Source organism: Tamlana sp. s12 (assembly GCF_016767215.1).
GTDB lineage: Bacteria > Bacteroidota > Bacteroidia > Flavobacteriales > Flavobacteriaceae > Pseudotamlana > Pseudotamlana agarivorans.
This window is the reverse complement of the sequence record NZ_CP068547.1, coordinates 2,376,431-2,402,594: the sequence shown is the minus strand read 5'-3', so window position 1 is coordinate 2,402,594 and position 26,164 is coordinate 2,376,431. Positions and strand designations below refer to the sequence as shown.

Sequence of the window (26,164 nt, the reverse complement as noted above, 5' to 3'; positions counted from 1 at the left end):
TTAGTTCCGCAAAAGAAAAAACTTCTGTTGCTTGAGGTTAAAATGTTTGAAAAGTAATTTTATGCTATAGGCTTATTATGAGTTATATGATGAATAATTAATCCAAATATAACAACATTCCGTCCTAATATAAAAATAATCTGGCGTTTTTTTAGTATTCTTCGAACTCTATTACACTTTTTAGGTACAATTACTTATAGTATCTTTGCAGTATTATTGCCTTTGTAAGTCTATGAAATCTACCACGAATAACGAGAATCCTAAAGAAAATATTATAATTAAAGGTGCTCAATTGCACAATTTAAAAAATATTGACGTAACCATTCCCCGAAACAAACTGGTGGTTATTACAGGTTTATCTGGTTCAGGCAAGTCTAGCTTAGCCTTTGACACGCTATATGCTGAAGGACAAAGACGTTACGTAGAGAGTTTATCTAGCTACGCAAGGCAATTCCTTGGTCGTTTAAACAAACCCAAAGTAGAATATATAAAAGGCATCGCTCCTGCCATTGCTATTGAACAAAAAGTCAATTCTACGAACCCTCGCTCAACTGTAGGTACTACTACCGAGATTTTTGACTATCTAAAACTTTTGTTTGCTAGAATTGGCAAGACCTACTCGCCTATTTCTGGATTAGAAGTCAAAAAAGACACCGTTACAGATGTTGTCAATTACATAAAAACCTTTCCTGAAGGCGAAAAAATGCTTTTACTAGCACCCATTATCCTAGAGAAAGGTCGCAGCATGGAAGACAAGCTAAAAACACTTAATCAACAAGGATACTCAAGAGTAAAGGTTAATAATGATGTATTTAGAATTGATCAAGTAGAAAACATATCTAAATCAGACACCTTTTTCTTAGTTGTTGATCGTATTGTTAAAAAAGAAAGTGAGGATTTCTATAATCGTTTGGCTGACGCAATTCAAACAGCATTTTACGAAGGCAAAGGCTCTTGTTTTATAGAAAACCTAAGTGCCAATACACAACATCATTTTAGCAATAAGTTTGAATTGGATGGACTCACATTCTTTGAACCTAATGTTCATTTGTTCAGCTTTAATAACCCTTATGGCGCTTGCCCGAAATGTGAAGGTTATGGAGACATTATAGGCATCGATGAGGATTTAGTCATACCTAACACAGGACTATCTGTTTATGAAAACGCCATATTCCCTTGGCGAGGAGAAAGTATGAGCTGGTACAAGGATCAGCTTGTAAACCATTCTCATAAATTCGATTTTCCTATTCACAAGCCATATTTTGAACTTACTGAAGATCAGAAACAATTAATTTGGACTGGAAATCAATATTTTGAAGGCCTAAATACATTTTTCTCCGAACTTGAAGCTAAAGCTTACAAAATTCAGAATCGTGTCATGCTTTCTCGTTACCGAGGAAAAACAAAATGTAAAGCTTGTCAAGGCAGACGATTACGAACTGAAGCTAATTACGTTAAAATTTCTGATGCAACCATTTCTGATCTTGTGGAAATGCCTTTGGATCAACTAGCCTTGTTTTTCAAACAGTTACAATTAAACGAATACGATTTAAAAGTCGCAAAACGACTTCTAACTGAAATAAACAACAGATTAGAATTTCTTTCTAACGTTGGCCTAGATTACCTGACTTTAAACCGAAAATCAAATACCCTTTCGGGAGGTGAAAGTCAGCGTATTAATTTAGCTACCTCCCTAGGTAGTAGCTTAGTTGGTTCCATGTATATTTTAGACGAACCTAGCATAGGATTACACCCTAAAGACACTGAAAAACTCATTTCTGTTTTAAAGTCTTTACGAGATTTAGGCAATACCGTTATTGTCGTAGAGCATGATGAAGATATTATGAAAGCTTCTAATAATATCATTGATATTGGTCCCGAAGCAGGAACCTTAGGAGGCGAAGTAGTTGCCCAAGGGGGTTTTAAAACCATTTTAAAATCTGAATCACTAACAGCAAAATACCTAAACGGCACTTTAAATATCGAGGTTCCTAAAACCAGACGAACCTCTAAATATTACATTGACATTTTGGGTGCTAGAGAAAACAACCTAAAAAATATTGATGTTCGCTTCCCTTTAGGCATGCTTACGGTAATCACAGGAGTATCAGGTAGCGGAAAAAGCACATTAGTAAAAAAAATACTGTATCCTGTTGTACAAAAGAAACTCACAGATTTCAGTGATAAAGCAGGTCAATTTACAGCCCTAGAAGGCAATTTCAGCAACATAAACCATATTGAATTTGTTGATCAAAATCCGATTGGAAGATCTTCAAGATCAAATCCTGTGACCTACATCAAGGCTTATGATGACATCCGAGCACTGTTCTCTAAACAAAAATTAAGCAATATAAGAAACTATCAGCCGAAACATTTTTCATTTAACGTAGATGGCGGACGCTGTGAAAGTTGTAAGGGCGAAGGTGAAGTAACCATTGAAATGCAATTTATGGCCGACGTGCATTTAGAATGTGAAACTTGTAAAGGGAAACGATTCAAAAAAGAAATTCTCGAAGTAACATATGGCGGAAAAAATATTGATGATATTTTAAACCTAACTATCGATGATGCTATTCATTTTTTTGAAGCTAACGAACAAACAAAAATCAAAAATAAACTTCAACCTCTACAGGATGTTGGTTTAGGCTATGTGACATTAGGACAAAGCTCTTCCACCCTTTCTGGTGGCGAAGCACAACGTATTAAACTTGCTTCATTTTTAGGAAAAGGCAACAATAAAGAGAAAGCCTTATTCATTTTTGATGAACCCACTACAGGGCTTCATTTTCATGATATTCAAAAGCTTTTAAAATCATTTAATGCTTTAATTTCCAAAGGACATTCTATTATAGTTGTTGAACATAATATTGACCTTATTAAATGTGCTGATTTTATAATTGACTTAGGACCGGGTGGTGGAGAAAACGGCGGTAATGTTGTAGCAACAGGAACTCCTGAAGATATTATAAAAATTGAATCTTCTGAAATTGGAAAATATTTAAAAGAAAAACTTTAGACAAAATTTTTATCAAACAAAAAAAGGAGCCTCATAAAGACTCCTTTTTCAAAAGTGTTTTTTTCTTAAACTTATTTTACAAATTTCAACACACCTTGAGCAGTTGACAATATATAAAGACCACTTTTTAAAGACGCTGTGCTAATTTCAGTTGAAACAACCCCATTTACAATCTTTTTTCCTGACAAATCATAAATAGCATAATCACCACTTACCGAATTACCAACTACTACAGCATCAATTTTAGAACTGTAATAAGCTGCTAATTTGTTTTTATTGAAGTCGTTTGTAGATAACGATGGATCTACTTTATAATTAAACAAAAACATATTCTCTTGAGAAGATTCATCAAAATCTGTAGTTTTTGTAGATCTCACCTGTAGAATTGCTGAAGATTGCACAATAGTTGGAGTCACTTGAATAATTGCCTGACCACTTGCCGCTGTAACTGGTTCTACAAATATATCAGCTGTATCTGCATAGGAACCACCTTCCAAAATTTTCACCAAAATATCATTTCCAACAGTTTCTTGACCAGTGTAGTCAATAATAAACTCATAAGTAGTCCCGACATTTAGTGTCAAACCGCTTGATAAACCAAAATCCCCCGGCGTTTCTCCATCTATTGAAGATAAAGTAACCGTCTGAGCAAAAGTAAATGTACTTACCAATAACAAAAGCAATAATGTAGTTTTTTTCATAATCTTAAATATTTAGTTAATTTATAATCACAAATATAAATTTCAACTCAATATTTTATTAAATTCACAACTCGATGTAAACTCATCAAACTAAATATCATAATGAAAAAGAACTAGATTTTAACTAGACAAAAACCAAATGTGCCCCTTCTTATTAGAACTACCAAAGACTCAGTTTCAGGACTTAAACCACAAATAATTCTTACAATCAGCAAATTGCACAACCACGCAGTAGAAAAAAACACGCATTTTTAATGAGATTACACCAACTATCAAAACAAAATACATAGATTTTGTTATAGACTTATTAATTAATAAATAGCGTTATAATGAAACACACCAGAAATACTAAAAATATTAACTCGCAAAATCATAAAAAGAAGCAAACAACAAGAAGTTAATAAAAAAGAAAAGCAAACCCACTTAAAACAATAACCGTTAAAGGTATTACAGCAATTAAAAAAATGAGAGTTACTACAAAAGTCTTTAATATTGTAACACCCCACCCTTCCTTATAAAAGTTTTTTATAGAAACCATGAGATACACAAACATCACCAAACTTAAAAGAGAATAGCACCAGTCGGGAAGCTGTGTTATAAAGCTACCTAAAAGAAATAAACTGAAAAGTGTAAAAATAAACGAGAAATAGTAAAAACTAAACACCAAATAACTCGCATACAGACCTTTCTTAAAATAAAGTGATTTTAAAATCAAAGCAAAAATTGGTAACAAAATAAACATAGCATAAGGAATTGCATCATAAAACGCCTGAAGCACCCTACCACCTCGTCTGGTTTCATAAAATCTTAAAGCTTGAGTGTAAAATCTTTTCTCAAAAAAACCTGGATCATCATTCATACCCATATGAGTTAATATTATATCACTCGAAGCCCTGTTATTTATTAATGAATCAAGAATTTTATAATTAAAATCCATGCTAAACATACCTTTATGCTTGGCTGCTTCAGGATCTAGCATGGTAGATAGTTTTTTTTCAGAAAAATTAGCTATAACATGATGACCTTTATCCGCATCATTATGACTTAATATTGAATCTGCTTTAAAATCACCATTAACAAACTGTGCATCTAAAGAATCTATGATTTGTTCAGATAAATCAAAATTAAGAGTGCTTTCTGGTGTCTTTGTTTTTTGCAACTCCACATCTAAGTTCTTAACCTGTTCCCTTTGGATAAAAGAAAACAAAAAGAAAAACACAATAGAAACAAATAAATACATCTGTGCAGGATGCAAATACATTAAACGTTTGCCTTCTATAAATTTAACAGCTAAGTAACCCGGCTTAAATAACAGAGGATAAAAACTTTTATAAAATCGAGCATCAAAAGAGAAATAATTATGTATCGTGTTGTAAAATAGAACCTTTACCGTTAATTCATCTTTTGTCTGCTGTCCGCAATAAGGACAAAATTTGAATTTTTCTTTAAAGGTCTTATCGCAGTTTTTACAGGTCTCCTTCTTTGACTTCATTTATCAATAATCATTTGTATAAAAGTACGGCTTTTCAAAATAATTTATCCCTAGTAGAACAGACTTAAAATACGCTTTATAATATTTGTCTACTTACATTAGTTTAACAGAAAAGATAATTCGTGTTACCCCTTTTCAATAACAACACTCATAAACAGAGTTTTAAAATAAATATTAAACAACAGAAGATTAAACACATTAATAATTTTATGGCACGCTGTTTGTAATTCACCAAGCATGAACGTTTAAAACTTATTATTATGAAAACTTCAAAACACACTCAGAAAGATTTAACAATGATTAATAGCTTAAGCAATAAAATAATTTTGTTGTTTGTTGGTTTTATGTTTTCGTTCTTTTCGATTCAAGCAATGCCTTCAAACGAAATGAATTCAAACACCTTAGCAACCACCTCAATCTACGGCAACTCATTTATTTTTGTTGAAAGCAACATTGAATTTTCAATTTTCCCTGATGGTCAATTTGATTTCAACATCCTTGGTAACAGCAATAATTTAAATGTATCCATAAACACAGGTAATGTGAGCGTGAGTTTTAATTCAGGCTATAATTACAATGGTTATATTCAATACGATGAATACGGTGCTATTATTCAAATTGAAAATATTCCAATCTATTACGACGATTACGGACGCGTGATACAAGCAGGAAACGTAAACATATTTTACAACAACTATGGTCGTATTGCAAGAGTTGGAAGCCTAAACGTTTTTTACAATAATTACAATCAATTCGCATACACCACTGGTTATATTAACATTTACAATAGAGGCTATATATTCAGACCTTGGCATAGATACTACCGTGTACCAAGACCTAATTACTGTGTTGTTTACAACAGACCTTACAGAACGCACTACCGTCCAGTACGCTACCGTTATGTAAGACCATTTATAAACAATGCAAGACCAAGAACAGCTATTGCCACTCGAAGAGGAGCTGCAATTTCTAGAAATCGCTCTTACGCAACAGCTTATAGAAGCAGCAAAAACAAAACATCGGTTAACAAAAGTGCGTACAGAAAATCCGCTGCAAATAAAAATTATAGCAATAGAAGAACCACTAAAACAACAAGAAACTCGTCTAAAAACGTTGCAAGAACACAAACACAAAGAAGCTCAAAAAACACAACACAGAATTATAGAAAGTCGGCTTCTAAAAATAATTCGGTCGCAAAAAATCCAAACAACAAAAACACACGTACATATAATAACAAATCTAGAAAAAGTCAGCAAGTTGCTACGAAATCAAATAATAACCGTAGCACAAAAAGACCTAAAACAACTAGAGTAAACGATAATAAACAAAGAACTGCGCAAAATTACAGCAGGAGTTCTAATAACAATACAAGATCGACAGCACGAAGAATGCGATCTTAAAGATTTTTTTGGTTGGTTAGTATTGAAATCCCCGCGAATGCTTTTTGTAAAGCATTGTGGGGGTTTCTTTTTTTATCTACTTCCCTTTTATATAACGATTTATAACCAGTGTAATATCTTCAGAAAAATTAAATCTATAAACAATAAATAAATAGATCATACTAACAACTAAAGACTTCAATCCTATATTTATAAATGGATGAAAAGGAAATTCCCAGAAATAGAACAACAAAACACTTATAAAAATTAACAAAATGACATTCAAAGAGGCTCTTGAGAATGGAAACAACTTAAACTTCCTATAAACAAAATACAACTTAATTGAGTTGTACATAAAAATCGCTAAAAACGTTGCTAAACCAGCCCCATTAATACCAAGCAACGGTATAAAAACCATATTCAACAACACCATTAGAATAACCAAAAACACACCTAACACCAATACAACTCTATAATAATCGCTATTAAATAAGATAGCATTGTTACTTCCTAAAGCAGAGTCATACAATTTTGAAATACTTATTAAAAACACCACAAACAAACCGTTACTAAACTCTTTAGGAATGATATAATATAGTTCGTTGATGTTTAAAACAATTAACAAGAAGATTAAACCTCCAACCACAAGAAGACTAATAGAGCTGCGTTTATATAAATCACTTAATGAACTAAAATCTCTGTCATTTAAATATTTCGCAGATAAAGGCATTAATAATTGGTGCATAGAACGTTGCGGAACAGCAATAACCGTTGCTATGAAAACAGCAACACTATAATAAGCGACCTCTCGTATATCTACATAATAACCTAACATCACTTTATCTACATCCAACAATACCGTAGCTATAGAACCAGCGATAATAATCAGAAATGAATACTTTAAAATAGCTCCTAAATTATTCAATTTGCTAAAAGTAATTATAGGAAATTTCACAGAGAAGGCATAGAGTTTCATAACCAACATTCGTAGTACATATACAAGCACCAAACCTAACATAAACTGTTCTACATCTATTAATTTATAATGCAATAAAAAAAGCAATACCATAGCTCCCACTCTATGAAACACCTCTTTCATAAAATTGCCAACCACAGTTTCCATTTGCACTTTCGCCCAAGCAAAAAACACTTCAAAATAAGCTAAGGCTATCGCTATGAAAATGGTATGCCATAAATAATCCTTAATAATTTCATTCTTTTTTGAAAGAAGTCCAGCAATAAAATCATAACCAAAATAGGTTAAAATTAACAGCGGAATAATGATTAAAATAGGCAAGAAAATCATTAAGGTTAGGAAACTATGCAGAGAAACCCTGGTTTTAAACGAGGAATAAAATTTAACAAGCGTATTATGCATACCTAAAGACATAATAGGCATTATTACATATGCTAGAGACAGCATATAACTTACCATACCGTAATATTCGTCGCTTAAAAACTCCGTATATAAAAACAGCGTATTTATAGCGCCTATAAAAAACCCTAAATAGGTAGAGATAATATTTTTGAATGATTGAACAGCAACTACCCCCATCTTAAAGTAAGTTAGATAAAGATTGGGTTAATGATTTCCGATGAAATTTTTTCAAACCAATAGGATACGTTTGTAATTCTCCTTTTTGAAATGCTTTATAACACTCTAGGATAGTTTTCTTTAGAGCACCAAAATCAGAATAACTAAAACAATAACCTGTATTGGTTTCTTTAATAATTTTTTCAACATCCCACTGCTTCGGACCAATGGCTAATATGGGTCTATCTGAAACCATATATTCAAATAATTTCCCTGGAATGATACTTTTTGTGTCTTCAGAATCTATTTCTATTAACAATAAAATTTGAGACTTTTTTTGAAACACAACAGACTCTTTATGCGAAACATAACCTACATTATTTAAATAATCACTTAACCTAAAATATTCAAGAGAATTCAACACATTTTCACTTACAGAACCTACTAATTTAAGCTGAAAATCCTTAGCAAAACTTTCATTTTCACTTACTAATTCAGACAGAGCTTTCCATAAAATTTCTGGATTTCTCTTAGACAATAAAGATCCTATATGCGCTAATGAAAACTTTAAATCCTTTACAAAATCAACATCCGTTTCATTATCATAACCATTTGTGATCACCTCTATAGGCCTGTTTGTAATAGCCTGAAACTCTTTTTTCGTAGCAAAACTGGTTACTACAACTTGATCTGCCGCATTTAAAACCTGTTTTTCCAAAGCCTTATGTTTGTTTTTTGAAGTCTTCGTTAGCTTTAACTGCTTATGATAGCCGATCGTAGTCCATGGATCTCTAAAGTCTGCCAGCCACCTTACCCCTAGTTTTTCCTTCAAACGTAATCCGATTAAATGCACACTATGTGGCGGTCCTGTTGTGATTAAAGTTGAAATTTGCTCTTTTTTTATAATATCAGAAAGCTCATCTACTGAAGGCTTTACCCATCCAACCCGAGCATCAGGAATAAAAAAGTTTCCTCTCACAAAAAGCATCAATTTCTCTAGTAATGATTGATTTTCATTTTCGGAAATAATCCCCTTACTAATCGTTTTAGACGATTTTTTAGACAAAAACCCAGCTAATTTATAAGGTTCCCGAATAGAACTAGTGTAAATCTTTAAATCATTAGAAACTTCCGCTTTTAAGCTTTCATCTAAAATAGGGTAATTTGCGTTTTCTGGAATATAAACAACAGGTTCTACATTAAATTCAGGCAAATACTTTACAAACTTAAGCCAGCGCTGTACCCCTGGCCCTCCTGCAGGAGGCCAATAATAGGTAACAATAAGCACTTTTTTCACCTGCATTTTAAATTAAGCTTTAATTAAAAAGACTCTAGTTACAAAGTTCAAGAAAACTATTCTTGAGGTTTTCTTCTAAACTCATAAAACAATCCGCTTACAATCAAAAACATCAATAATATAGAACTTGCCAACGTGATTTTACTTCCAGTTTTCACGACATCTGGATCAAACTTAAACTCAATCGTATGACTTCCAGCCGGAATTTGCATCCCTCTTAAAATGTAATTAACACGCATAAATTCTCCAGGCTCCCCATCAACAAAAACCTTCCAACCATTACCGTAATAAACCTCAGAAAATACTGCAAAACCTTTATTAATGTTATTCGATTTATACTTCAAATAATTAGGTTTAACTTCTACCAAATCAATTACTGATGTTGAATCTGTTTTGAATTTTAAATCTTTGTATTCTAAAAATTCACTACCCTCATGCTGCGAATAAACTGCCTGTGATTTTGTGTTTAATTTATCTAATTTTAAGATTTCTTCATTAGCAGAATCTACCAAATTTAGGCTTTCAACAAACCATGCATTACCGTTTACTTCTTCGTTTTCATAAGGAAATGACTTCCCTTTCTCATCTTGAGCAACAATGTATTTCGTATTCAACATACTTAATACATTAATATTGTTTTTAGCGATGTAAAAATCGAAAACTTCTCGATATCGTCTTAACTCCGCAGCATTATAGCCATTTAATGAATTATGAAAATATGATGGCTTAGAAGGCCCAGAAACTAAATCATAAACACGATAATATGATGTATCTTGTAAAATATATTTATCAACTTCTGAAGCTTGAAATGGCTTACTCATTTTTATTCCAGCTACAAAATCATCATTATTCACATAACGCCTATCTACACCAACTAAATCAAACAAAATAAGTGCACAAAATACGGTAATCAACCACTTTTCTTTCAATTTATCCTTCAAAAACATCAAAATAACACCAAAAGAAAGCGCTACCAATATCAATGAACGTAAGGTGTCCATTGTAAATACACGTTTTCGATCCGATTTAATGGCATCAATAAAACCCTGCCCATAACTTTCACGATACAAACCATCATTTACACCTACAAAATCAAACAAAGTTGATTTAAACAATAAAAAGACAACACAAAGTCCTCCAGTGATTGCCCCTGAATATTTTAAAGCTTTTAATTTTTCTTCTTTTGAAACATGAACATCTAACAATTTTGAAAGTCCAAAAATCCCTAGCGCAGGAATACACAGTTCCAAGATAACTTGAATAGAGCTAACCGCTCTGAATTTATTGTAAAGCGGTACATAATCAATAAATATGTCGGTTAAAAACCCTAAGTTTTTACCATAAGAGAGTAATAAAGAAAAAACCGTACCACCAACAAGCCACCATTTTAATCGCCCTTGAACTAGAAACAAAGCCAACACAAACAAAAATAACACGACAGCCCCTACGTAAGCTGGCGCTTCAACAATTGGTTGATCTCCCCAGTATAATGGTGCACGTTTCGATTCTTGCAGGGCCTGAGTAGTTGTAGCACCAAGTTTTCGATAAGCGTCGTAGGTTGCTGATTCCTTTCCTACATCTTCATGATTGCCTCCCCCAACGAATCGAGGTATAAACAAATTAAAAGTTTCAACAATACCGTAACTAAATTGAGTTATATAATCTCTGTCCAATCCATTAGTCACCTCTTTAGGTGTACCATCTGGATTAATAGTTAATTCACTTTTACTTCGTTTACTTTCCTTTACATATTCCTGAGTCGCCAAAATATTGGTAGCGTTAAGCGCAATGGCTAATACTAAAGCCCCTACCAAAATCCCTATCGCCTTAAAATACTCTGGAAGTGTTTGTTTTCTATAAGCATCAATCAAATAGGCCATCCCGAGTATAACGATTAAAAACATCAAGTAATAAGTCATTTGAAAATGATTAGCAACCAATTCCAAACCAAGAGCAATTACAGTTAAGAAAAAACCCCAGATGTACTTCTTCCGAAAGGTTAAAATAATACCACTTAAAACCAATGGCATATAAGCAATGGCATGCGCCTTACTATTATGACCTACTCCAAGAATTATAATAAGATATGTAGAAAAACCAAAGGCTAATGCTCCTAAAGCCGCTAATTTAAAATCGACTTTTAACACCAAAAGCAGTACATAAAAGCTTAACAGATAAAGAAAAAGATAATCTGCTGGTCTTGGTAAAAAGCGAAGGACTAAGTCCAACTTCTTGATATAATTATGCGGATATCGTGCCCCAAGTTGATAGGTTGGCATGCCTCCAAAAGCACTGTTGGTCCAATAGGTTTCTTGTCCTGTTTCTGCCTTAAAATCCTTTTGTTGTTTACTCATCCCGATAAACTGGACGATATCATTTTGGTAAATGACTTCTCCCTTTAGGACAGGATTAAAATAAGCTAGAGATATTACAACAAACCCTAGAATTACAAATATGTGTGGTAAAAATCTTTTTATTGAAAATGGCATAAACTGGCTTTAATTCTAATGATTGCGAAAATTAATCTATTTCTTCGAAATCAACATAATCACCCACCTGTTTATTTGAAGATTTTGTTTGAGGCATTTTATCTATAGTCACCTCCCCTTCTCTTTTATCCGTTTCTTTTCTTGGTGCTTTTTGAAATTGTCCAAATTGTCCTCCAAAGCGTTCTTCAGCCTTTTTTGAAGCATATTTTATCAAGTAAGGAGCAAAAATTCTTGATAGTATTTTTAATCCGTAATAAACTAACGCAATTATAAGTATGGTTCTTAATAACCCCATTTTTTAACTTTTGATTGTAATTTATAGCAAAAATACAATTCTATCTCCTGAAAAAAAGCTGAATAATGATAAAAAAACTATAAAATATCTATATTTGAACATCCTTTAATAACTTCATATTTAAGGATTTTTTTAACCAAAGCTTATGAACCTACTTAAATCTGCACTGTTTTTTCTGTTTTGTTTAGCAACTTCCCAAGGCTATTGTCAATACACTGAAGTTATCAACTCCAATAGACCTGGTGTTTCAAGAAGCGCTTTTTCAGTAGGAACTAATGTGGTGCAATTTGAAGCAGGACCTTATTTTATAAAAGAAAAACGTACTCCAGCAGCAGCTTATGAAGCTTCAGGATTCGGTATTGACTTTGCTGCTAGATATGGTTTATTATGGGAACCACTAGAAATAAGCATTGAAGGTACATACCAAAACGACACACAAACCTATACGTCTACTTACGATTATGAATACAATCGTTCAAATTTCAAATTTTTCACCATTGGTGCCAAGTATTTGGTTTACGATCCATTAAAAAACAAACCAGAAGAAAAACCTAACCTGTATAGCTGGAAAGCCAACAGAACCTTTAAATGGAAATCATTAATCCCTGCTGTTTCTGTTTATTTAGGTGGTAACATTGACTCCGCTGACAATCCGTTTACAGCACCAGGCATTGAAGGCTTCAGTCCTAAAGTAATGATTGCTACGCAAAACAATTTTGCTAATGGTTGGGTTTTTGTCATGAACTTCATTAAGGACAGAATTGGAACCGACCAGTCTGACTTCCAGTATATTTTAACATTAACCCACGCAGTCACTATGAAATGGGTTATATTTGCCGAAACTCAAGGAATACAGAGTGATTTCTATGCCGATAATTTATTTCGATTAGGCGGTGCTTATTTATTGAATAAAGATCTACAATTGGATAGTGCCATTACATTCAACACCAAAGATACCCCTTCTGTTTTTAGCGTTAATTTTGGAGCATCATATCGTTTAGATTTCCATAAAGACAAAAAACCTAAAGTTGATAATACTGTAGAAGATGAGGAAAATGGTATACCTAACAATGTAGGGAATACCGACAAAAAGAATGCGACACCTGAACCTATTGAAAAAAGAAAAAAAGAAGACGTTGATTTTGATTAACTCAAGGGAGTTACTCGAAAATCGATTATAGAAGTATGATAAAATTAAAAGAGGTTAAAACTAAAAAGGATCTTAAAGCATTTGTAAAATTTCCTTTCAAACTATATAAGGACTCTAAATATTGGACACCTCCAATTATAAGTCAAGAAATTAAATCATTTAACAAAAAAGAAAACCCTGTTTTCAATGATGCAGAAGCGCGTTTGTTTTTAGCATATAAAAATGATGAAATCGTAGGACGCGTTGCTGCTATAGTTAACTGGCTTGAAATTAAAGGTCAAAACCAAAAAAAAATGCGTTTTGGCTGGTTTGATTTTATTGATGACCTTGAAGTGTCTCAAACACTTCTAGATAAAGTTGAAGAGATAGGTAAATCCCATAATTTAGAATATACTGAAGGACCTGTAGGGTTTTCAAACCTAGACAAGGTAGGCGTTTTAACCGAAGGATTTGACTCCCTTTCTTGTATGGTTACTTGGTATAACCATCCATACTACATTAAACATTACGAAGCAGCCAACTATAAAGTTGAAAAAACATATTCTGAAAGTATTTTTCCTTTCGAAAATGTAAAACCAGAGTTTTTCTTAAAAGCACAAACCTTAATAAAAAAGAGGTATCAATTAAGCGCTTTAAATTTCACTAAAACATCCGATGTGATGCCGTATGTGGATAAAATGTTTGATTTATTTAACCAAACATACGCTTCATTATCATCATTTGTTGCTATTAACGATATACAAAAGGCTTATTTCAAGAAGAAATTTATCAGTTTTATAAATCCGGAATACATAAAGTTTGTTGTGGATAACAAAAAAGAACTTGTAGCTTTCGCTATTGTAATGCCCTCTTTTTCTGAAGCCTTACAAAAGGCAAAAGGCCGATTGTTTCCCTTTGGATTTAAATACATCTTAGATTCTAAAAAAAATAGTAAAACTGCCGATTTCTATTTAATAGGTGTTCATCCCGATTATCAAAATCGCGGCGTTCATGCTATAATCTTTAACGAATATTACAATACATTTAAGGAAAAAGGTATAGAAACCTGTTATAGAACGCCAGAACTTGAGGACAACGAAGCTATCAAAAAAATATGGAAGCATTTTGATCCTGTGGTTATCAAAAGAAGAAAAACATTTAGAAAAGAACTTTCTTAAAATAAAAAATCCGATTCAAAATTGAATCGGATTTTTTTATAATATCTATTTATAAATAAACTACTCACCCATGGCTGCCATAACAGCTGCGGATAAACGCTTATATGTTCCGTTTTCTAAACGCTCACGAATAGCATCAAAAGCATCTAATGTTTCTGAAACATCTTCTAATGTATGCGTAGCCGTTGGAATTAATCTTAATAAAATCATACCCTTAGGAATCACAGGATATACTACAATAGAGCAAAATATACCGTAATTTTCACGTAAATCACGAACCAAAGCCATGGCCTCTGGAATACTTCCTTTTAAATATACAGGAGTTACACAACTTTGTGTCGTACCAATATCAAATCCACGCTCTTTTAAACCAGACTGTAAGGCGTTAACATTCTCCCATAATTTATTTTTCAATTCAGGCATGGTTTTAAGCATTTCTAAACGCTTAAGCGCACCAACTACCAATTGCATTTGCAATGATTTTGCAAACATTTGAGAGCGTAAATTATATTTTAAATAATCAATAATTTCTTGATCTCCAGCAATAAATGCTCCTGTACTAGCTAAAGATTTTGCGAAAGTTGCAAAATACACATCTATATCAGCTTGAACACCTTGCTCCTCGCCTGCTCCAGCACCAGTAGCTCCTAAAGTTCCAAAACCATGAGCATCATCAACAAATAATCTAAAGTTGAATTTCTTTTTAAGAGCAACAATTTCTTTTAAACGTCCTTGCTCGCCTCGCATACCAAAAACACCTTCAGAAATAACCAAAATTCCACCTCCGGTTTGTTCGGCCATTTTTGTAGCACGTTCTAAGTTTTTCTCTAAACTTTCAACATCATTGTGCTTATAAGTAAAACGTTTACCCATGTGCAAACGTACACCATCAATAATACAAGCATGTGCATCTACATCATAAACAATAATATCATCTTTTGCAACCAAAGCGTCAATGGTAGACACCATACCTTGATAACCAAAATTTAAAAGATAAGCTGCTTCTTTCTGAACGAATGAAGCCAATTCGTTTTGAAGTTTTTCATGTAAATCGGTGTGTCCAGACATCATTCTAGCCCCCATAGGGTAAGCCGAACCGTATTGTGCTGCTGCCTCAGCATCCACTTTTCTTACTTCTGGATGATTAGCTAAACCTAAATAATCATTAATACTCCAAGTGATAACGTCTTTTCCTTGAAATTTCATACGATTTGAAATTTCTCCTTCCAGCTTTGGAAAAACAAAATAGCCTTCAGCTTGAGACGCCCATTTTCCTAATGGTCCCTTATCCTTATAAATTTTATCAAATAAATCTCTCATTTATTATAAATCTTGTTGCAATTAAATTATGGTAAAACTTTAAACTCTAACACTTTTCATCAACATCAAATTAATGTTGAAAATGATATAAAAAAAAGTAAGTTTGGTTTGAAGTCAATTGGCGCAAAATTAAATATTTATTAGCATTGAACATAATTTTTAATGCTCAATTATTTGTTAAATGAAAAAAGAGATCATTTTTTACTTTTAAAGTAAAAGATAATCTCTTTTAACACACTTCCATAGGAAGTTATTTTATATACTGAATGTTCTCTGCCGCTTCATTGATACTATCAAAGAAACCTTGATCACTCATCCATTTGTCACTATAAACTTTACTCATATATCTTGCACCATGATCTGGAAAAATAATAACTACTTTATCATTTTCACCAAATTCACCATCTTCTTCAAGCTGTTTAATAGCTTGCATCGCAGCACCTGATGTATATCCTACAAGCATACCTTCTGTTCTAGCTAATTCTCTAGCAGTGTGTGCACTTTCCTCATCGGTAACTTTCACAAATTTATCAATCACATCAAAATCTGTTGCTCCAGGAATTAAATTCTTTCCTAAACCTTCAATACGATAAGGATAAATTTCTTTTTCGTCAAACTCTCTAGTTTCATGATATTTTTTAATCACTGAACCAAAAGCATCAACACCTATTACTTTAATATTCGGATTTTGTTCCTTTAAATACTTAGCTGTTCCTGAAATGGTTCCTCCGGTTCCGCTACATGCAACAAGATGGGTGATTTTACCTTCTGTTTGCTTCCAAATTTCTGGACCTGTAGAATAATAGTGTGCATCGATATTCAGTTGATTAAAATACTGATTAATATACACAGAACCTTTCATTTCGCTATGTAGACGTTTTGCAACTTCATAATAAGAACGTGGATCGTCGGCACTAACATGCGCAGGACACACATAAACCTTAGCTCCCATCGTTTTCAGCATGTCAATCTTATCAGGCGATGACTTAGAGCTCACAGCAAGTACACAATCGTATCCTTTAATGATACTTACCATAGCAATACTGAATCCTGTGTTACCAGAAGTTGTTTCGATAATGGTATCACCAGGAGAAAGGATGCCTTTCTTTTCTGCTTGCTCAATAATGTAAAGTGCTATTCTGTCTTTGGAAGATTGTCCTGGATTAAAGGCTTCAACTTTTGCGTAAAAGTCACCTTTAAACTCAGAAGTTATTCGATTAAGTTTGACAAGAGGAGTATTTCCTACCAAATCTAATACGTTGTTATAAACTTGATTTCTTTGTTCCATAAATGCTTTTTAGAAACTGCTTACTTTATGAAGCAAAACAGCTTGAAACCGTACAAAAGTAAAACTTTTTTTTCTACTGACCATGAATTCCCTCTAAATCTAATAAAAACGCATACTCTAAAGCAACTTCTTTTAAGCTTTCAAAACGCCCTGAAGCCCCTCCATGACCTGAATCCATATCAGTATGAAGTAATAATTTATTTGAATCCGTTTTCTCGGTTCTCAATTTAGCCACCCACTTAGCAGGTTCCCAATATTGCACCTGAGAATCATGAAGACCTGTGGTTACTAACATGTTAGGATATTCTTGAGCTTTCACATTATCATAAGGTGAATAGGATTTCATATAATGATAATACTCTTCCTCGTTAGGATTCCCCCACTCGTCATATTCCCCCGTTGTTAAAGGTATGGTATCGTCTAACATGGTTGTAACTACGTCAACAAAAGGAACTGCCGCTAACACACCATTATATAATTCTGGATTCATATTAATAACAGCTCCCATGAGCAATCCGCCAGCCGAACCTCCATAAGCATAAAGGTGCTTATTAGACGTATATTTTTGGTCAATTAAATACTTAGAACAATCAATATAATCGGTAAATGTGTTCATTTTGGTAAGTAACTTACCATTTTCATACCACTCACGGCCTAAATACTCCCCGCCTCTAATATGTGCTATGGCATAAATAAAACCACGGTCTAACAAGCTTAAACGTACCGTAGAAAACGAAGGATCTATGGTCGAGCCATACGAACCGTAAGCGTATTGTAATAAAGGTGCTGATCCGTCAAATTTTACTCCTTTTTTATACACTAACGACATAGGAACTTTTACGCCATCACGCGCTGTTGCCCAAATACGTTTCGATTCGTAATTTTCTTTATTAAACTTTCCTCCAAGAACCTCCTGCTCCTTTTTTATATCACTTTCTTTTGTCTTGAAATTATAATCAATAACCGAACTTGGTGATGTTAAAGAATTATAGGAATAACGTAAAATAGGACTTTCAAAATCCGGATTATTGCCTATATACGTGGTATAAGTTTCGCTTTCAAAAGGTAAATAATAATCCTCTTTACCATCCCAACTCATAATACGCAATTTATTGAGTCCGTTTTCACGCTCATTCACCACTAAATAGTCATTAAAAATCTCTAAATCTTCAATTAAAACATGGTTTCGATGCGGTATTACATCTTTCCAAAACTCCTTTGAAGTATCCTTTAAATTCGTTTTAGATATTTTAAAGTTTGTTGCCTTATCAATATTGGATATGATGTAAAAACTATCATCGTAATGAGCAATGGTGTACTCCAAATTTTCTGTACGTTCCTGAAAAATAGTAAAATCTTCATCTGGCGTATCGGCGTCTAAAAAGCGATATTCTGAAGACAACGTACTCGACGAACCTATTATAATATATTTCTTTGATTTCGACTTATAAACAAAGGTGTTGAAGGTTTCATCAGCTTCATAAAACACCTCTACATCATCTTTACTATCAGAATGAATTTTATGCTTAAATACTTTTTCTGATCGTAAAGTAACGGCATCTTTTCGTGTATAAAAAAGTGTTTTATTATCGCTTGCCCAAACCGCACTTCCTGTGGTGTTTTTTATTTCATCGGAATAAATTTCACCGGTCACTAAATTTTTAATTTGGATGGTGTATTGCCTTCTACTCACCAAATCGACTGCGAAAGCTGCCATGGTGTTATCTGGGCTAATTGAGAGTCCACCAAGACTAAAGTAAGCCTGGTCTTTCGCCATCTCATTACAATCGAAAAGAATTTCTTCTTCAGCATCTAAAGAGCCTTTTTTTCTAGTGTATATTGGGTAATCCTTACCAGCTTCATATTTTGTGATATACCAATAACCATTCAATTTATAAGGCACCGAAGTATCATCTTCCTTTATTCTCGACTTCATCTCTTCAAAAAGCGTTTTCTGAAAGTCTTCAGTATGCGCCATCAATGCTTTGGTATAATCATTTTCTTTATTAAGATAATCGATCACCTCAGGATTTTCTCTATCATTTAACCAATAATAGTTATCAATTCTATTATCGTTATGGATACTTAATTTATGAGGAATTTGTTTTGCTACAGGAGCTTGAACCTGAGTTGTATTTTCTATCATCTTATTATCTTTTTTACAAGAGTGGGCAAAAATAAGGCTTAAGATGAGAATATAAACTTGAATTTTCATTTTATACGATTTACCTTTTAAATTTAAGTGTTTTATAGGCAGTAAATGCATGAATTCGTATTATTCGTTTCTTTTTATAAATATAATTTGAAACCACTTCTAATAATTAAACTGAATTTGATAAGTGTTTGGAAGTAAATCATATGGTTTTAAACCTAACCTATTTGGAGGTTTTTAGTTGATTTCAATAAATACTTTACTAATTTTGTATAAATAAATCAATAAAAAAAAAGAAAAATTATGTTTGGAGATATGATGGGTATGATGGGAAAACTTAAAGAAACCCAACAAAAAGTAGAAGATACCAAAAAGCGCTTAGATACTGTATTAGTAGATGAAAACAGTCACGACAACAAATTAAAAGTAACATTAACAGCCAACCGTACTATAAAGTCTATTGACATAGACGAAAGTTTATTAAATGACAAAGAAGAGTTGGAGGATTATTTAATTCTTACACTAAATAAAGCCATTGCAAAAGCTACTCAGGTAAACGAAGCTGAATTAGCAGCCGTTGCCAAAGAGGGCATGCCTAATATTCCAGGAATGGATTTATTTAAGTAAATTGAGAATTTTGAACTTTTTTTAAGTACAGGAATAGTAAAATAAATGAAATTCTCTTATTTTTAATTTCTAATCTTAAAAATCAAAATTATGTTCGAATTATTTCAAAGTGAAAACAACGACAAATACTATTTTCATTTAAAAGCAAAAAACAGTCAGATTATCTTAGCTAGCCAAGGTTATGCCGATAAAGCTGGTGCAAAAAATGGAATTGAATCTGTAAAAACCAATTGTGCAGACGACTCAAAATTTGAACGTAAAACTGCTGCCAACGGAAAATTTCACTTTAATTTAAAAGCTGCTAACGGTCAAATTGTAGGTACAAGCCAAATGTATGCTTCAGAATCTGGAATGGAAAACGGCATTGAGTCTGTAAAAACCAATGCTCCCACTGCTGAAGTTAAAGAAAAAGAAGCTTAATTCAATAGTTACTGAAAAATCGATTTCAAGCTAATTTATTTTTCAGCTAGCTTTTTTAATATTTCTAAAAATCTATTATGCATGGTATCATCATAATTTAAATGTGTTACCATGCGTAATTTTTTATTGCCCATACCAATGATATAAATTTGTTGATCAGCGAGGTCTTGAACAAATTTTTTATCATCCATATCCTCATTCAATTCAAAAATAACAATATTAGTTTCTACAGGTTCCACAGACTTAACTACTGATAATTGTGTTAGAAACTCCCCTATTTCTTTGGCCTTTTTATGATCTTCCTTTAATCGTTCAACATGGTGGTTATCCAAGGCATAAATTCCAGCGGCAGCTAGATATCCCGCTTGCCTCATGTTGCCTCCAAATATTTTTCGAACCCGTAAGGCGTCTTTCATGATTTTAGCATCACCAACCAGCACGGAACCGACAGGACAGCCCAAACCTTTACTTAAACATACTGATATCGTATCGAAAACTTTACCATACTGAGCTATGGAATCGCTGGTCTCTACAAGAGCGTTCCATAAACGAGCACCATCTAAATGAAAACCAAGACCATTTTCTGCACAAACTTGTCTAATGGCTAGAATCTCTTCAAAATCCCAACAAGCCCCTCCGCCTTTATTGGTTGTATTCTCTATTTCAACCAAACTGGTTTTACTATAGTAATAATCGTCAGGGTTAATAGCTTCTATAACCTGCTTCGCCGTAAACATGCCACGGTTACCATCAATCAATTTACACGAAACCCCGCTATTAAATGAAGCGCCACCAGATTCATAATTATAAATATGCGCGTATTTATCACAAATAACCTGTTCTCCTGGATTGGTATGCAATTTTATTGCAGTTTGGTTCGCCATAGTTCCACTAGGAAAAAACAAAGCAGATTCTTTACCAAACATATCAGCCACCTTTTGCTCTAACCTATTTACTGTTGGGTCTTCTCGAAATACATCATCACCAACTTCAGCTTGCATCATAGCGGTTAACATATCGTTTGTAGGCTTTGTTACCGTATCACTTCTAAGGTCTATTTTCATTATGAAATTTTAATGTAAAACTATAAAATTATGCTTAGAATGTTTTTCCCTCCTCTATTAAATCCTATTTTTGTTCAAAAGTAAATTGACATGATAACATCCGATCAAATTAAAGATCTTAATACCCGCCTTGACAAACTTAGGCACTATCTTTGACATAGATGCCAAGCTTATAGAAATCCAAAACGAAGAAGAACAGACCTTCGATCCCAACTTTTGGAATGATCCAAAATCTGCTGAAATACTCATGAAATCGCTTCGTGTGAAGAAAAAATGGGTGGAAGATTATAAAAATGTAAAGTCACTTATCGAAGAGCTCGATTTGCTTTATGAATTTTATAAAGAAGGTGAATATACGGCTGAAGAAGTTCAAACGCACTACGATAAAACTGCCACTTTTTTAGAAGATATCGAATTTAAAAATATGCTTTCTGAAGAAGGTGATAGCTTAAGTGCTGTACTTCAAATCACTGCAGGTGCAGGCGGAACAGAAAGCTGTGACTGGGCAAGTATGCTTATGCGCATGTACTTAATGTATGCCGAAAAAAGTGGCTTTAAAGTTAAAGAACTTAACTTTCAGGAAGGCGATGTTGCCGGTATAAAAACCGTGACCCTAGAACTTGAAGGTGATTTTGCTTTTGGTTGGTTAAAAGGTGAAAATGGTGTTCATCGATTGGTGCGTATTTCTCCTTTTGATAGTAACGCTAAGCGGCATACTAGTTTTGCCTCTGTGTATGTTTACCCTTTAGTTGATGATACTATTGAGATTGAGATTAACCCTGCTGATATCGAGATTACTACTGCGAGATCTAGCGGTGCAGGAGGACAAAACGTTAATAAGGTTGAAACCAAAGTTCAGCTACATCATAAACCAACAGGCATCCAAATACAATGTTCTGAAACCCGTTCGCAACACGATAACAGATCTCGTGCTATGCAAATGTTGAAATCGCAGCTTTATGAAATTGAACTTCAAAAACAATTAGCGCAACGCGACGATATTGAAGCAGGCAAAATGAAGATTGAATGGGGAAGTCAAATTCGAAATTATGTGATGCATCCCTACAAACTTGTAAAAGATGTGCGTACCGCTCATGAAACGGGAAATGTTGACGCTGTAATGGATGGAAATATTGACGAATTTCTTAAATCATACCTCATGATGATGGGACAAAAAGTAGAAGACGACAATCAATTATGACCAAAATAAATACCATAATATTCGATCTTGGCGGTGTACTTATCGATTGGAATCCTGAATACGTTTTTTTAGAGGTCTTTAATGGCGACCGAGAAAAGATGCGTTGGTTTTTAGAGCATATTTGTACCAGTGACTGGAATGAAAATCAGGATACTGGCTACCCAATAGCTCAAGCCACTGAAGACTTGGTTAAACAACATCCCCAATATGAAAAAGAAATTAGACTTTTTTATGGCGATTGGGAGCGCATGCTAGGTGGAGCCATACAAGGCACCGTAGATATCCTAAAAAAACTTATTGATTCTAAACAATATAAAGTGGTTGCTTTAACCAATTGGAGTGCAGAAACATTTCCGATTGCTCAAGAGAAATTTGACTTTTTACAATGGTTTGAAGGCATTTTGGTTTCAGGAGAAGAAAACACCAGAAAACCATTTGAAGACATTTACAAGCTTACGCTAAGCCGCTTTAATATTGAAGCTGATAAAGCCATTTTCATTGATGACAATTTAAGAAACATTGAAGCAGCCAATAAACTTGGTATACATGGCATTCATTTCACATCAGCAGAAAACCTTAAAGACCAATTAAAAAACTATAATATTCAATTATCATGATTAAAATATATCACAATAATAGATGTAGTAAATCTAGAAGCGGATTACAAATTCTAGAAAACTCAGGAAAGGAATTTGAAGTTGTTAAATATTTAGAAAATACACCTTCAGAAAAAGACCTGAAAGAAATCATTAAGCTTTTAGGTATTGAGCCTATAGCTTTAGTTAGAAAAAATGAAGCTATTTGGAAAAGTGATTTTAAAAATAAAGATTTATCTGATGCCGATATCATTAAAGCTATGGTAGAAAACCCCAAATTAATAGAGCGACCTATTGTTATAAATGGCGATAAAGCTGTTGTTGGAAGACCTCCTGAAGCTATTTCAGAAATTATTTAGGCTTTTTTTATTAACAAAACATTAACCCTTTCTGGTTAAACCATCCTATAAATTTGCAGTCATACTGAACAAACCATGACTAATGCATAAATTTATTTTACCACTTTTTGCTTTTCTATTACTATCAAATTTGGGTCACACCCAAAGAAAAATAAAAGGCAAAGAACTTACCGTTATTGGAACTATTCTCGATAAAGAAACCAAGCAACCCTTAGAATATGCTACGGTTTCCTTTTTTAGTAAAGCTGAAAATAAAATCGTTGAAGGTGGTATTACCAATGAAAAAGGTGAATTCAGTATTCCCATTTCACAGGGAGTTTACGACATTTCTCTGGAATACATGTCGTATAAAACCGTTAAGCTTTCTGATAAAGAAATCTCTTCAGATTTAAACTTAGGGTCTATTGCATTAGAAATTAATATGGAAGCTTTAGATGCTGTTGAAGTTATTGCCGAAACAACGACGGTAGACATCAAACTCGATAAGAAAATTTACAATATAGGAAAAGACCTTACTGCTGCCGGAGGAACCATTAGTGATGCACTTAATAACGTTCCTTCTGTTTCTGTTGATGTTGAAGGTGCTATAAGCTTAAGGGGAAATGAAAATGTGCGTATTCTAATAAATGGAAAACCATCGGCTATGGCTGGTTTTGGCGATACTAATGTTTTAAGTCAGTTGCCTGCCGAAGCTATTGAACGCGTTGAAGTTATCACTTCCCCTTCAGCAAGATACGACGCCGAAGGAACTGCAGGTATCTTAAATATTATTTTAAGACAGAAAGAAACACTCGGTTTTAATGGTTCAGTAAATCTTACTGCTGGACACCCTGATAACTTAGGTGCTTCAACAAATTTAAATTACAGAACCGAAAAATTTAACCTTTTTTCAAATTTAGGATACCGCTATTATGATGCCCCTAGAAATGGTAACAGCTACACGACTTATTTTGATAAAATTGAAGACGGACAAACCGTACCCCCAGAGTTTGAAAATATTAACGAAAATCAAGAAATAACACGTCTAAACCGCAACTTCAATGCTAGTTTAGGTATGGAATACTTCTTAACAAAAAAAACAGCACTAACAGGAAGTATTTTTTATAGGTATGGTGAAGACGCCGACAAATCTTTAAATCTTAGTAAACGATACAATTCTAATATTTTAGAAGAACAAACACTAAGAAGAGAACAAGATTCAGAAGCTGGAAACAGTTTTCAATTTGCTTTAAACTACGTTACAAAGTTCAATGATGAAGGCCACGAATTGACAGCCGATTTTCAATATGAAAATCAAGATGAAGACCAATTTTCTGATATTGATGAAAATTATATCACTACAAACCAAATCAACCCCACACCTTTTCAGGAAGAAAAAATCAATCAAAATGATAAAGAAAAGGAGTATTTAATTCAGGCTGACTATGTTTTACCAATAGGTGAAGACACGCGCTTTGAAGCGGGCTTTAGAGGTAATTTCAAAAATGAAATCACCGATTATATCTTAAGGCAAGAAGATTTGAGTACCGGTGATTTTTTTGTAAATGATACCATCTCCAATATTTTTGATTACACCGAAAATATTGCCGCCGTGTACACACAATACGGAATGAAATTTGGCGACTTTTCTTTTTTACTAGGTTTACGATTAGAAAACACTCAGTTAAAAGGACATATCGATTCCCGTTTAACAGATCAAGAGTTGGAAGACTCATTTGGTTTTCCTGTTGATGTTGATTTTGACAATAATTATCTAGGCCTTTTTCCTACGGTAAATATTATTTACAACTTAGCTGATGAAGATGAAGACGGAGAAGAAAGCATCACTCTTGGTTATAATAGAAGAATAAATAGACCACGAGGATATTACATTAACCCCTTCCCTACACGATCTAGTCGTACTAATGTATTTCAGGGAAACCCTAATTTAGCCCCTGCATTTGCTAGTGCTTTCGATATTGGATATTTAAAACGATGGGATAAATTAACCTTTACAACATCCATTTATTATCAACACGAAACAGGTTCTTTCGAACGAGTTGAAGAAGAAACAGGTCATCAAACTTCCGACGGTATTGATATCATTAGAACGGTACCTATCAATCTATCCTCTAATGACAGAACTGGTGCCGAAATTGGAATTCTATACAACCCCTATAAATGGTTACGCTTAAACTCTAGCTTTAATTACTTTCACTTTAAAAAAGAAGGTGTATTTAATGACGTGGACTACGGAAACAAAGATAATAGCTGGTTTGCTAGGTTTAGTAGTAAGGTAACGCTTCCTGGAAAAATTGACTGGCAAACAAATATGAATTATAGAGGTCCAAATTCGAATGCACAAAGCACTACTGAAGGTATATTTTCTATGGATTTAGCTTTCAGTAAAGAAATCAATGATAACGCCACAATATCTTTAAACGTTCGCGACGTTTTTAACTCTAGAAAACGTAGAACGCTTACGGAAACAGATTTTTTTGAAAGAGATTCAGAATTCCAATGGAGACCACGCCAAATCAATGTATCCTTCTTATATAGATTCAATCAACAAAAACAACGCCATGAAAAAAGAGGTGACCGAGGAGATCAATTTGACGATTCAGATTTTGAAGGCTAGTAATGACCTG

20 protein-coding genes are annotated in these 26,164 nt (G+C 33.5%); 10 read left to right on the top strand and 10 right to left on the bottom strand.

Going from position 1 to position 26,164, the window contains the following annotated elements:
* The first annotated feature begins 232 nt into the window (after nucleotides 1-232).
* Nucleotides 233-3,016 (top strand): excinuclease ABC subunit UvrA, encoded by a 2,784-nt coding sequence (uvrA, locus tag JJL45_RS10490; protein WP_068604047.1) that lies wholly within the window; start codon nucleotides 233-235, stop codon nucleotides 3,014-3,016.
* A 71-nt stretch (nucleotides 3,017-3,087) separates the two neighbouring features.
* Here the strand turns inward: uvrA and JJL45_RS10485 are convergent, their stop codons facing one another.
* The gene (locus JJL45_RS10485; RefSeq protein ID WP_068604049.1) at nucleotides 3,088-3,717 is read right to left on the bottom strand and encodes a hypothetical protein; all 630 of its coding nucleotides are present in this window, start codon (nucleotides 3,715-3,717) and stop codon (nucleotides 3,088-3,090) included.
* 397 nt (nucleotides 3,718-4,114) lie between these two features.
* Nucleotides 4,115-5,209 (bottom strand): DUF3667 domain-containing protein, encoded by a 1,095-nt coding sequence (locus JJL45_RS10480; protein ID WP_068604051.1) that lies wholly within the window; start codon nucleotides 5,207-5,209, stop codon nucleotides 4,115-4,117.
* 260 nt (nucleotides 5,210-5,469) lie between these two features.
* Between JJL45_RS10480 and JJL45_RS10475 the strand changes: the two genes are divergently transcribed.
* Entirely contained in the window at nucleotides 5,470-6,609 is a 1,140-nt protein-coding gene (locus tag JJL45_RS10475) for a hypothetical protein (RefSeq protein ID WP_068604053.1), read from the top strand.
* Between the two features lie 76 nt (nucleotides 6,610-6,685).
* On the opposite strand, the gene JJL45_RS10470 is transcribed toward JJL45_RS10475, so the two are convergent.
* Genes JJL45_RS10470 through JJL45_RS10455 form a run of 4 tightly spaced genes read right to left on the bottom strand, consistent with a single transcriptional unit; the run spans nucleotide 6,686 to nucleotide 12,203 of the window.
* The gene (locus JJL45_RS10470; RefSeq protein ID WP_068604055.1) at nucleotides 6,686-8,143 is read right to left on the bottom strand and encodes a polysaccharide biosynthesis C-terminal domain-containing protein; all 1,458 of its coding nucleotides are present in this window, start codon (nucleotides 8,141-8,143) and stop codon (nucleotides 6,686-6,688) included.
* Nucleotide 8,144: 1 nt separating this feature from the next.
* Nucleotides 8,145-9,425 carry a glycosyltransferase gene (locus tag JJL45_RS10465; RefSeq protein WP_068604058.1) on the bottom strand — a complete coding sequence of 427 codons (1,281 nt, stop codon included), beginning with the start codon at nucleotides 9,423-9,425 and terminating at the stop codon, nucleotides 8,145-8,147.
* A 50-nt stretch (nucleotides 9,426-9,475) separates the two neighbouring features.
* The gene (locus tag JJL45_RS10460) at nucleotides 9,476-11,908 is read right to left on the bottom strand and encodes a YfhO family protein (RefSeq protein WP_068604060.1); all 2,433 of its coding nucleotides are present in this window, start codon (nucleotides 11,906-11,908) and stop codon (nucleotides 9,476-9,478) included.
* Between the two features lie 31 nt (nucleotides 11,909-11,939).
* Nucleotides 11,940-12,203, bottom strand: a complete 264-nt coding sequence (locus JJL45_RS10455) for a DUF4834 family protein (RefSeq protein WP_068604062.1) — start codon at nucleotides 12,201-12,203, stop codon at nucleotides 11,940-11,942.
* Nucleotides 12,204-12,348: 145 nt separating this feature from the next.
* On the opposite strand from JJL45_RS10455, the gene JJL45_RS10450 reads away from it, so the two are divergent.
* Together JJL45_RS10450 and JJL45_RS10445 are read left to right on the top strand one after the other, a co-directional pair.
* The gene (locus tag JJL45_RS10450) at nucleotides 12,349-13,353 is read left to right on the top strand and encodes a transporter (protein WP_068604065.1); all 1,005 of its coding nucleotides are present in this window, start codon (nucleotides 12,349-12,351) and stop codon (nucleotides 13,351-13,353) included.
* Nucleotides 13,354-13,388: 35 nt separating this feature from the next.
* Nucleotides 13,389-14,510, top strand: coding sequence for a GTP cyclohydrolase (locus JJL45_RS10445; protein WP_068604066.1), 1,122 nt, complete (start codon nucleotides 13,389-13,391; stop codon nucleotides 14,508-14,510).
* Between the two features lie 60 nt (nucleotides 14,511-14,570).
* Here the strand turns inward: JJL45_RS10445 and JJL45_RS10440 are convergent, their stop codons facing one another.
* The 3 genes from JJL45_RS10440 to JJL45_RS10430 form a co-directional block, all read right to left on the bottom strand.
* Nucleotides 14,571-15,830, bottom strand: a complete 1,260-nt coding sequence (locus tag JJL45_RS10440; RefSeq protein WP_067148268.1) for an aminotransferase class I/II-fold pyridoxal phosphate-dependent enzyme — start codon at nucleotides 15,828-15,830, stop codon at nucleotides 14,571-14,573.
* Between the two features lie 250 nt (nucleotides 15,831-16,080).
* Entirely contained in the window at nucleotides 16,081-17,118 is a 1,038-nt protein-coding gene (locus tag JJL45_RS10435) for a PLP-dependent cysteine synthase family protein (protein WP_068604068.1), read from the bottom strand.
* Between the two features lie 73 nt (nucleotides 17,119-17,191).
* Nucleotides 17,192-19,333 carry a S9 family peptidase gene (locus tag JJL45_RS10430; RefSeq protein ID WP_068604270.1) on the bottom strand — a complete coding sequence of 714 codons (2,142 nt, stop codon included), beginning with the start codon at nucleotides 19,331-19,333 and terminating at the stop codon, nucleotides 17,192-17,194.
* Between the two features lie 240 nt (nucleotides 19,334-19,573).
* On the opposite strand from JJL45_RS10430, the gene JJL45_RS10425 reads away from it, so the two are divergent.
* Complete coding sequence (locus JJL45_RS10425) at nucleotides 19,574-19,897, top strand: YbaB/EbfC family nucleoid-associated protein (RefSeq protein WP_068604070.1); 324 nt, start codon at nucleotides 19,574-19,576, stop codon at nucleotides 19,895-19,897.
* A 90-nt stretch (nucleotides 19,898-19,987) separates the two neighbouring features.
* On the top strand, nucleotides 19,988-20,317 hold the full coding sequence (locus tag JJL45_RS10420) for a YegP family protein (protein ID WP_068604072.1): 330 nt from the start codon (nucleotides 19,988-19,990) through the stop codon (nucleotides 20,315-20,317).
* Between the two features lie 35 nt (nucleotides 20,318-20,352).
* On the opposite strand, the gene JJL45_RS10415 is transcribed toward JJL45_RS10420, so the two are convergent.
* Entirely contained in the window at nucleotides 20,353-21,381 is a 1,029-nt protein-coding gene (locus JJL45_RS10415; protein WP_068604074.1) for a threonine aldolase family protein, read from the bottom strand.
* 90 nt (nucleotides 21,382-21,471) lie between these two features.
* On the opposite strand from JJL45_RS10415, the gene prfB reads away from it, so the two are divergent.
* The 4 genes from prfB to JJL45_RS10395 all read left to right on the top strand — a co-directional run bounded on the left by prfB (nucleotide 21,472) and on the right by JJL45_RS10395 (nucleotide 26,154).
* A protein-coding gene (gene prfB / locus JJL45_RS10410; protein WP_158651380.1) for a peptide chain release factor 2 occupies nucleotides 21,472-22,582 on the top strand; the annotation gives its coding sequence in 2 pieces (ribosomal slippage) (nucleotides 21,472-21,534 and nucleotides 21,536-22,582; 1,110 coding nt in all).
* Entirely contained in the window at nucleotides 22,579-23,199 is a 621-nt protein-coding gene (locus JJL45_RS10405) for an HAD family hydrolase (RefSeq protein ID WP_068604076.1), read from the top strand. Before prfB ends, JJL45_RS10405 begins: the two co-directional genes overlap by 4 nt.
* Nucleotides 23,196-23,537, top strand: a complete 342-nt coding sequence (gene arsC, locus JJL45_RS10400) for an arsenate reductase (glutaredoxin) (protein ID WP_068604078.1) — start codon at nucleotides 23,196-23,198, stop codon at nucleotides 23,535-23,537. The genes JJL45_RS10405 and arsC overlap by 4 nt, the downstream gene beginning before the upstream one ends.
* A gap of 82 nt (nucleotides 23,538-23,619) precedes the next feature.
* The gene (locus JJL45_RS10395; RefSeq protein ID WP_068604079.1) at nucleotides 23,620-26,154 is read left to right on the top strand and encodes an outer membrane beta-barrel protein; all 2,535 of its coding nucleotides are present in this window, start codon (nucleotides 23,620-23,622) and stop codon (nucleotides 26,152-26,154) included.
* The last annotated feature ends 10 nt before the right edge of the window (nucleotides 26,155-26,164 follow it).

Coding starts and splice junctions, on each gene's coding strand:
- uvrA (WP_068604047.1), top strand. CDS start 233: ATGAAATCTACCACGAATAACGAGAATCCTAAAGAAAATATTATAATT.
- JJL45_RS10485 (WP_068604049.1), bottom strand. CDS start 3,717: ATGAAAAAAACTACATTATTGCTTTTGTTATTGGTAAGTACATTTACT.
- JJL45_RS10480 (WP_068604051.1), bottom strand. CDS start 5,209: ATGAAGTCAAAGAAGGAGACCTGTAAAAACTGCGATAAGACCTTTAAA.
- JJL45_RS10475 (WP_068604053.1), top strand. CDS start 5,470: ATGAAAACTTCAAAACACACTCAGAAAGATTTAACAATGATTAATAGC.
- JJL45_RS10470 (WP_068604055.1), bottom strand. CDS start 8,143: ATGGGGGTAGTTGCTGTTCAATCATTCAAAAATATTATCTCTACCTAT.
- JJL45_RS10465 (WP_068604058.1), bottom strand. CDS start 9,425: ATGCAGGTGAAAAAAGTGCTTATTGTTACCTATTATTGGCCTCCTGCA.
- JJL45_RS10460 (WP_068604060.1), bottom strand. CDS start 11,908: ATGCCATTTTCAATAAAAAGATTTTTACCACACATATTTGTAATTCTA.
- JJL45_RS10455 (WP_068604062.1), bottom strand. CDS start 12,203: ATGGGGTTATTAAGAACCATACTTATAATTGCGTTAGTTTATTACGGA.
- JJL45_RS10450 (WP_068604065.1), top strand. CDS start 12,349: ATGAACCTACTTAAATCTGCACTGTTTTTTCTGTTTTGTTTAGCAACT.
- JJL45_RS10445 (WP_068604066.1), top strand. CDS start 13,389: ATGATAAAATTAAAAGAGGTTAAAACTAAAAAGGATCTTAAAGCATTT.
- JJL45_RS10440 (WP_067148268.1), bottom strand. CDS start 15,830: ATGAGAGATTTATTTGATAAAATTTATAAGGATAAGGGACCATTAGGA.
- JJL45_RS10435 (WP_068604068.1), bottom strand. CDS start 17,118: ATGGAACAAAGAAATCAAGTTTATAACAACGTATTAGATTTGGTAGGA.
- JJL45_RS10430 (WP_068604270.1), bottom strand. CDS start 19,333: ATGAAAATTCAAGTTTATATTCTCATCTTAAGCCTTATTTTTGCCCAC.
- JJL45_RS10425 (WP_068604070.1), top strand. CDS start 19,574: ATGTTTGGAGATATGATGGGTATGATGGGAAAACTTAAAGAAACCCAA.
- JJL45_RS10420 (WP_068604072.1), top strand. CDS start 19,988: ATGTTCGAATTATTTCAAAGTGAAAACAACGACAAATACTATTTTCAT.
- JJL45_RS10415 (WP_068604074.1), bottom strand. CDS start 21,381: ATGAAAATAGACCTTAGAAGTGATACGGTAACAAAGCCTACAAACGAT.
- JJL45_RS10405 (WP_068604076.1), top strand. CDS start 22,579: ATGACCAAAATAAATACCATAATATTCGATCTTGGCGGTGTACTTATC.
- arsC (WP_068604078.1), top strand. CDS start 23,196: ATGATTAAAATATATCACAATAATAGATGTAGTAAATCTAGAAGCGGA.
- JJL45_RS10395 (WP_068604079.1), top strand. CDS start 23,620: ATGCATAAATTTATTTTACCACTTTTTGCTTTTCTATTACTATCAAAT.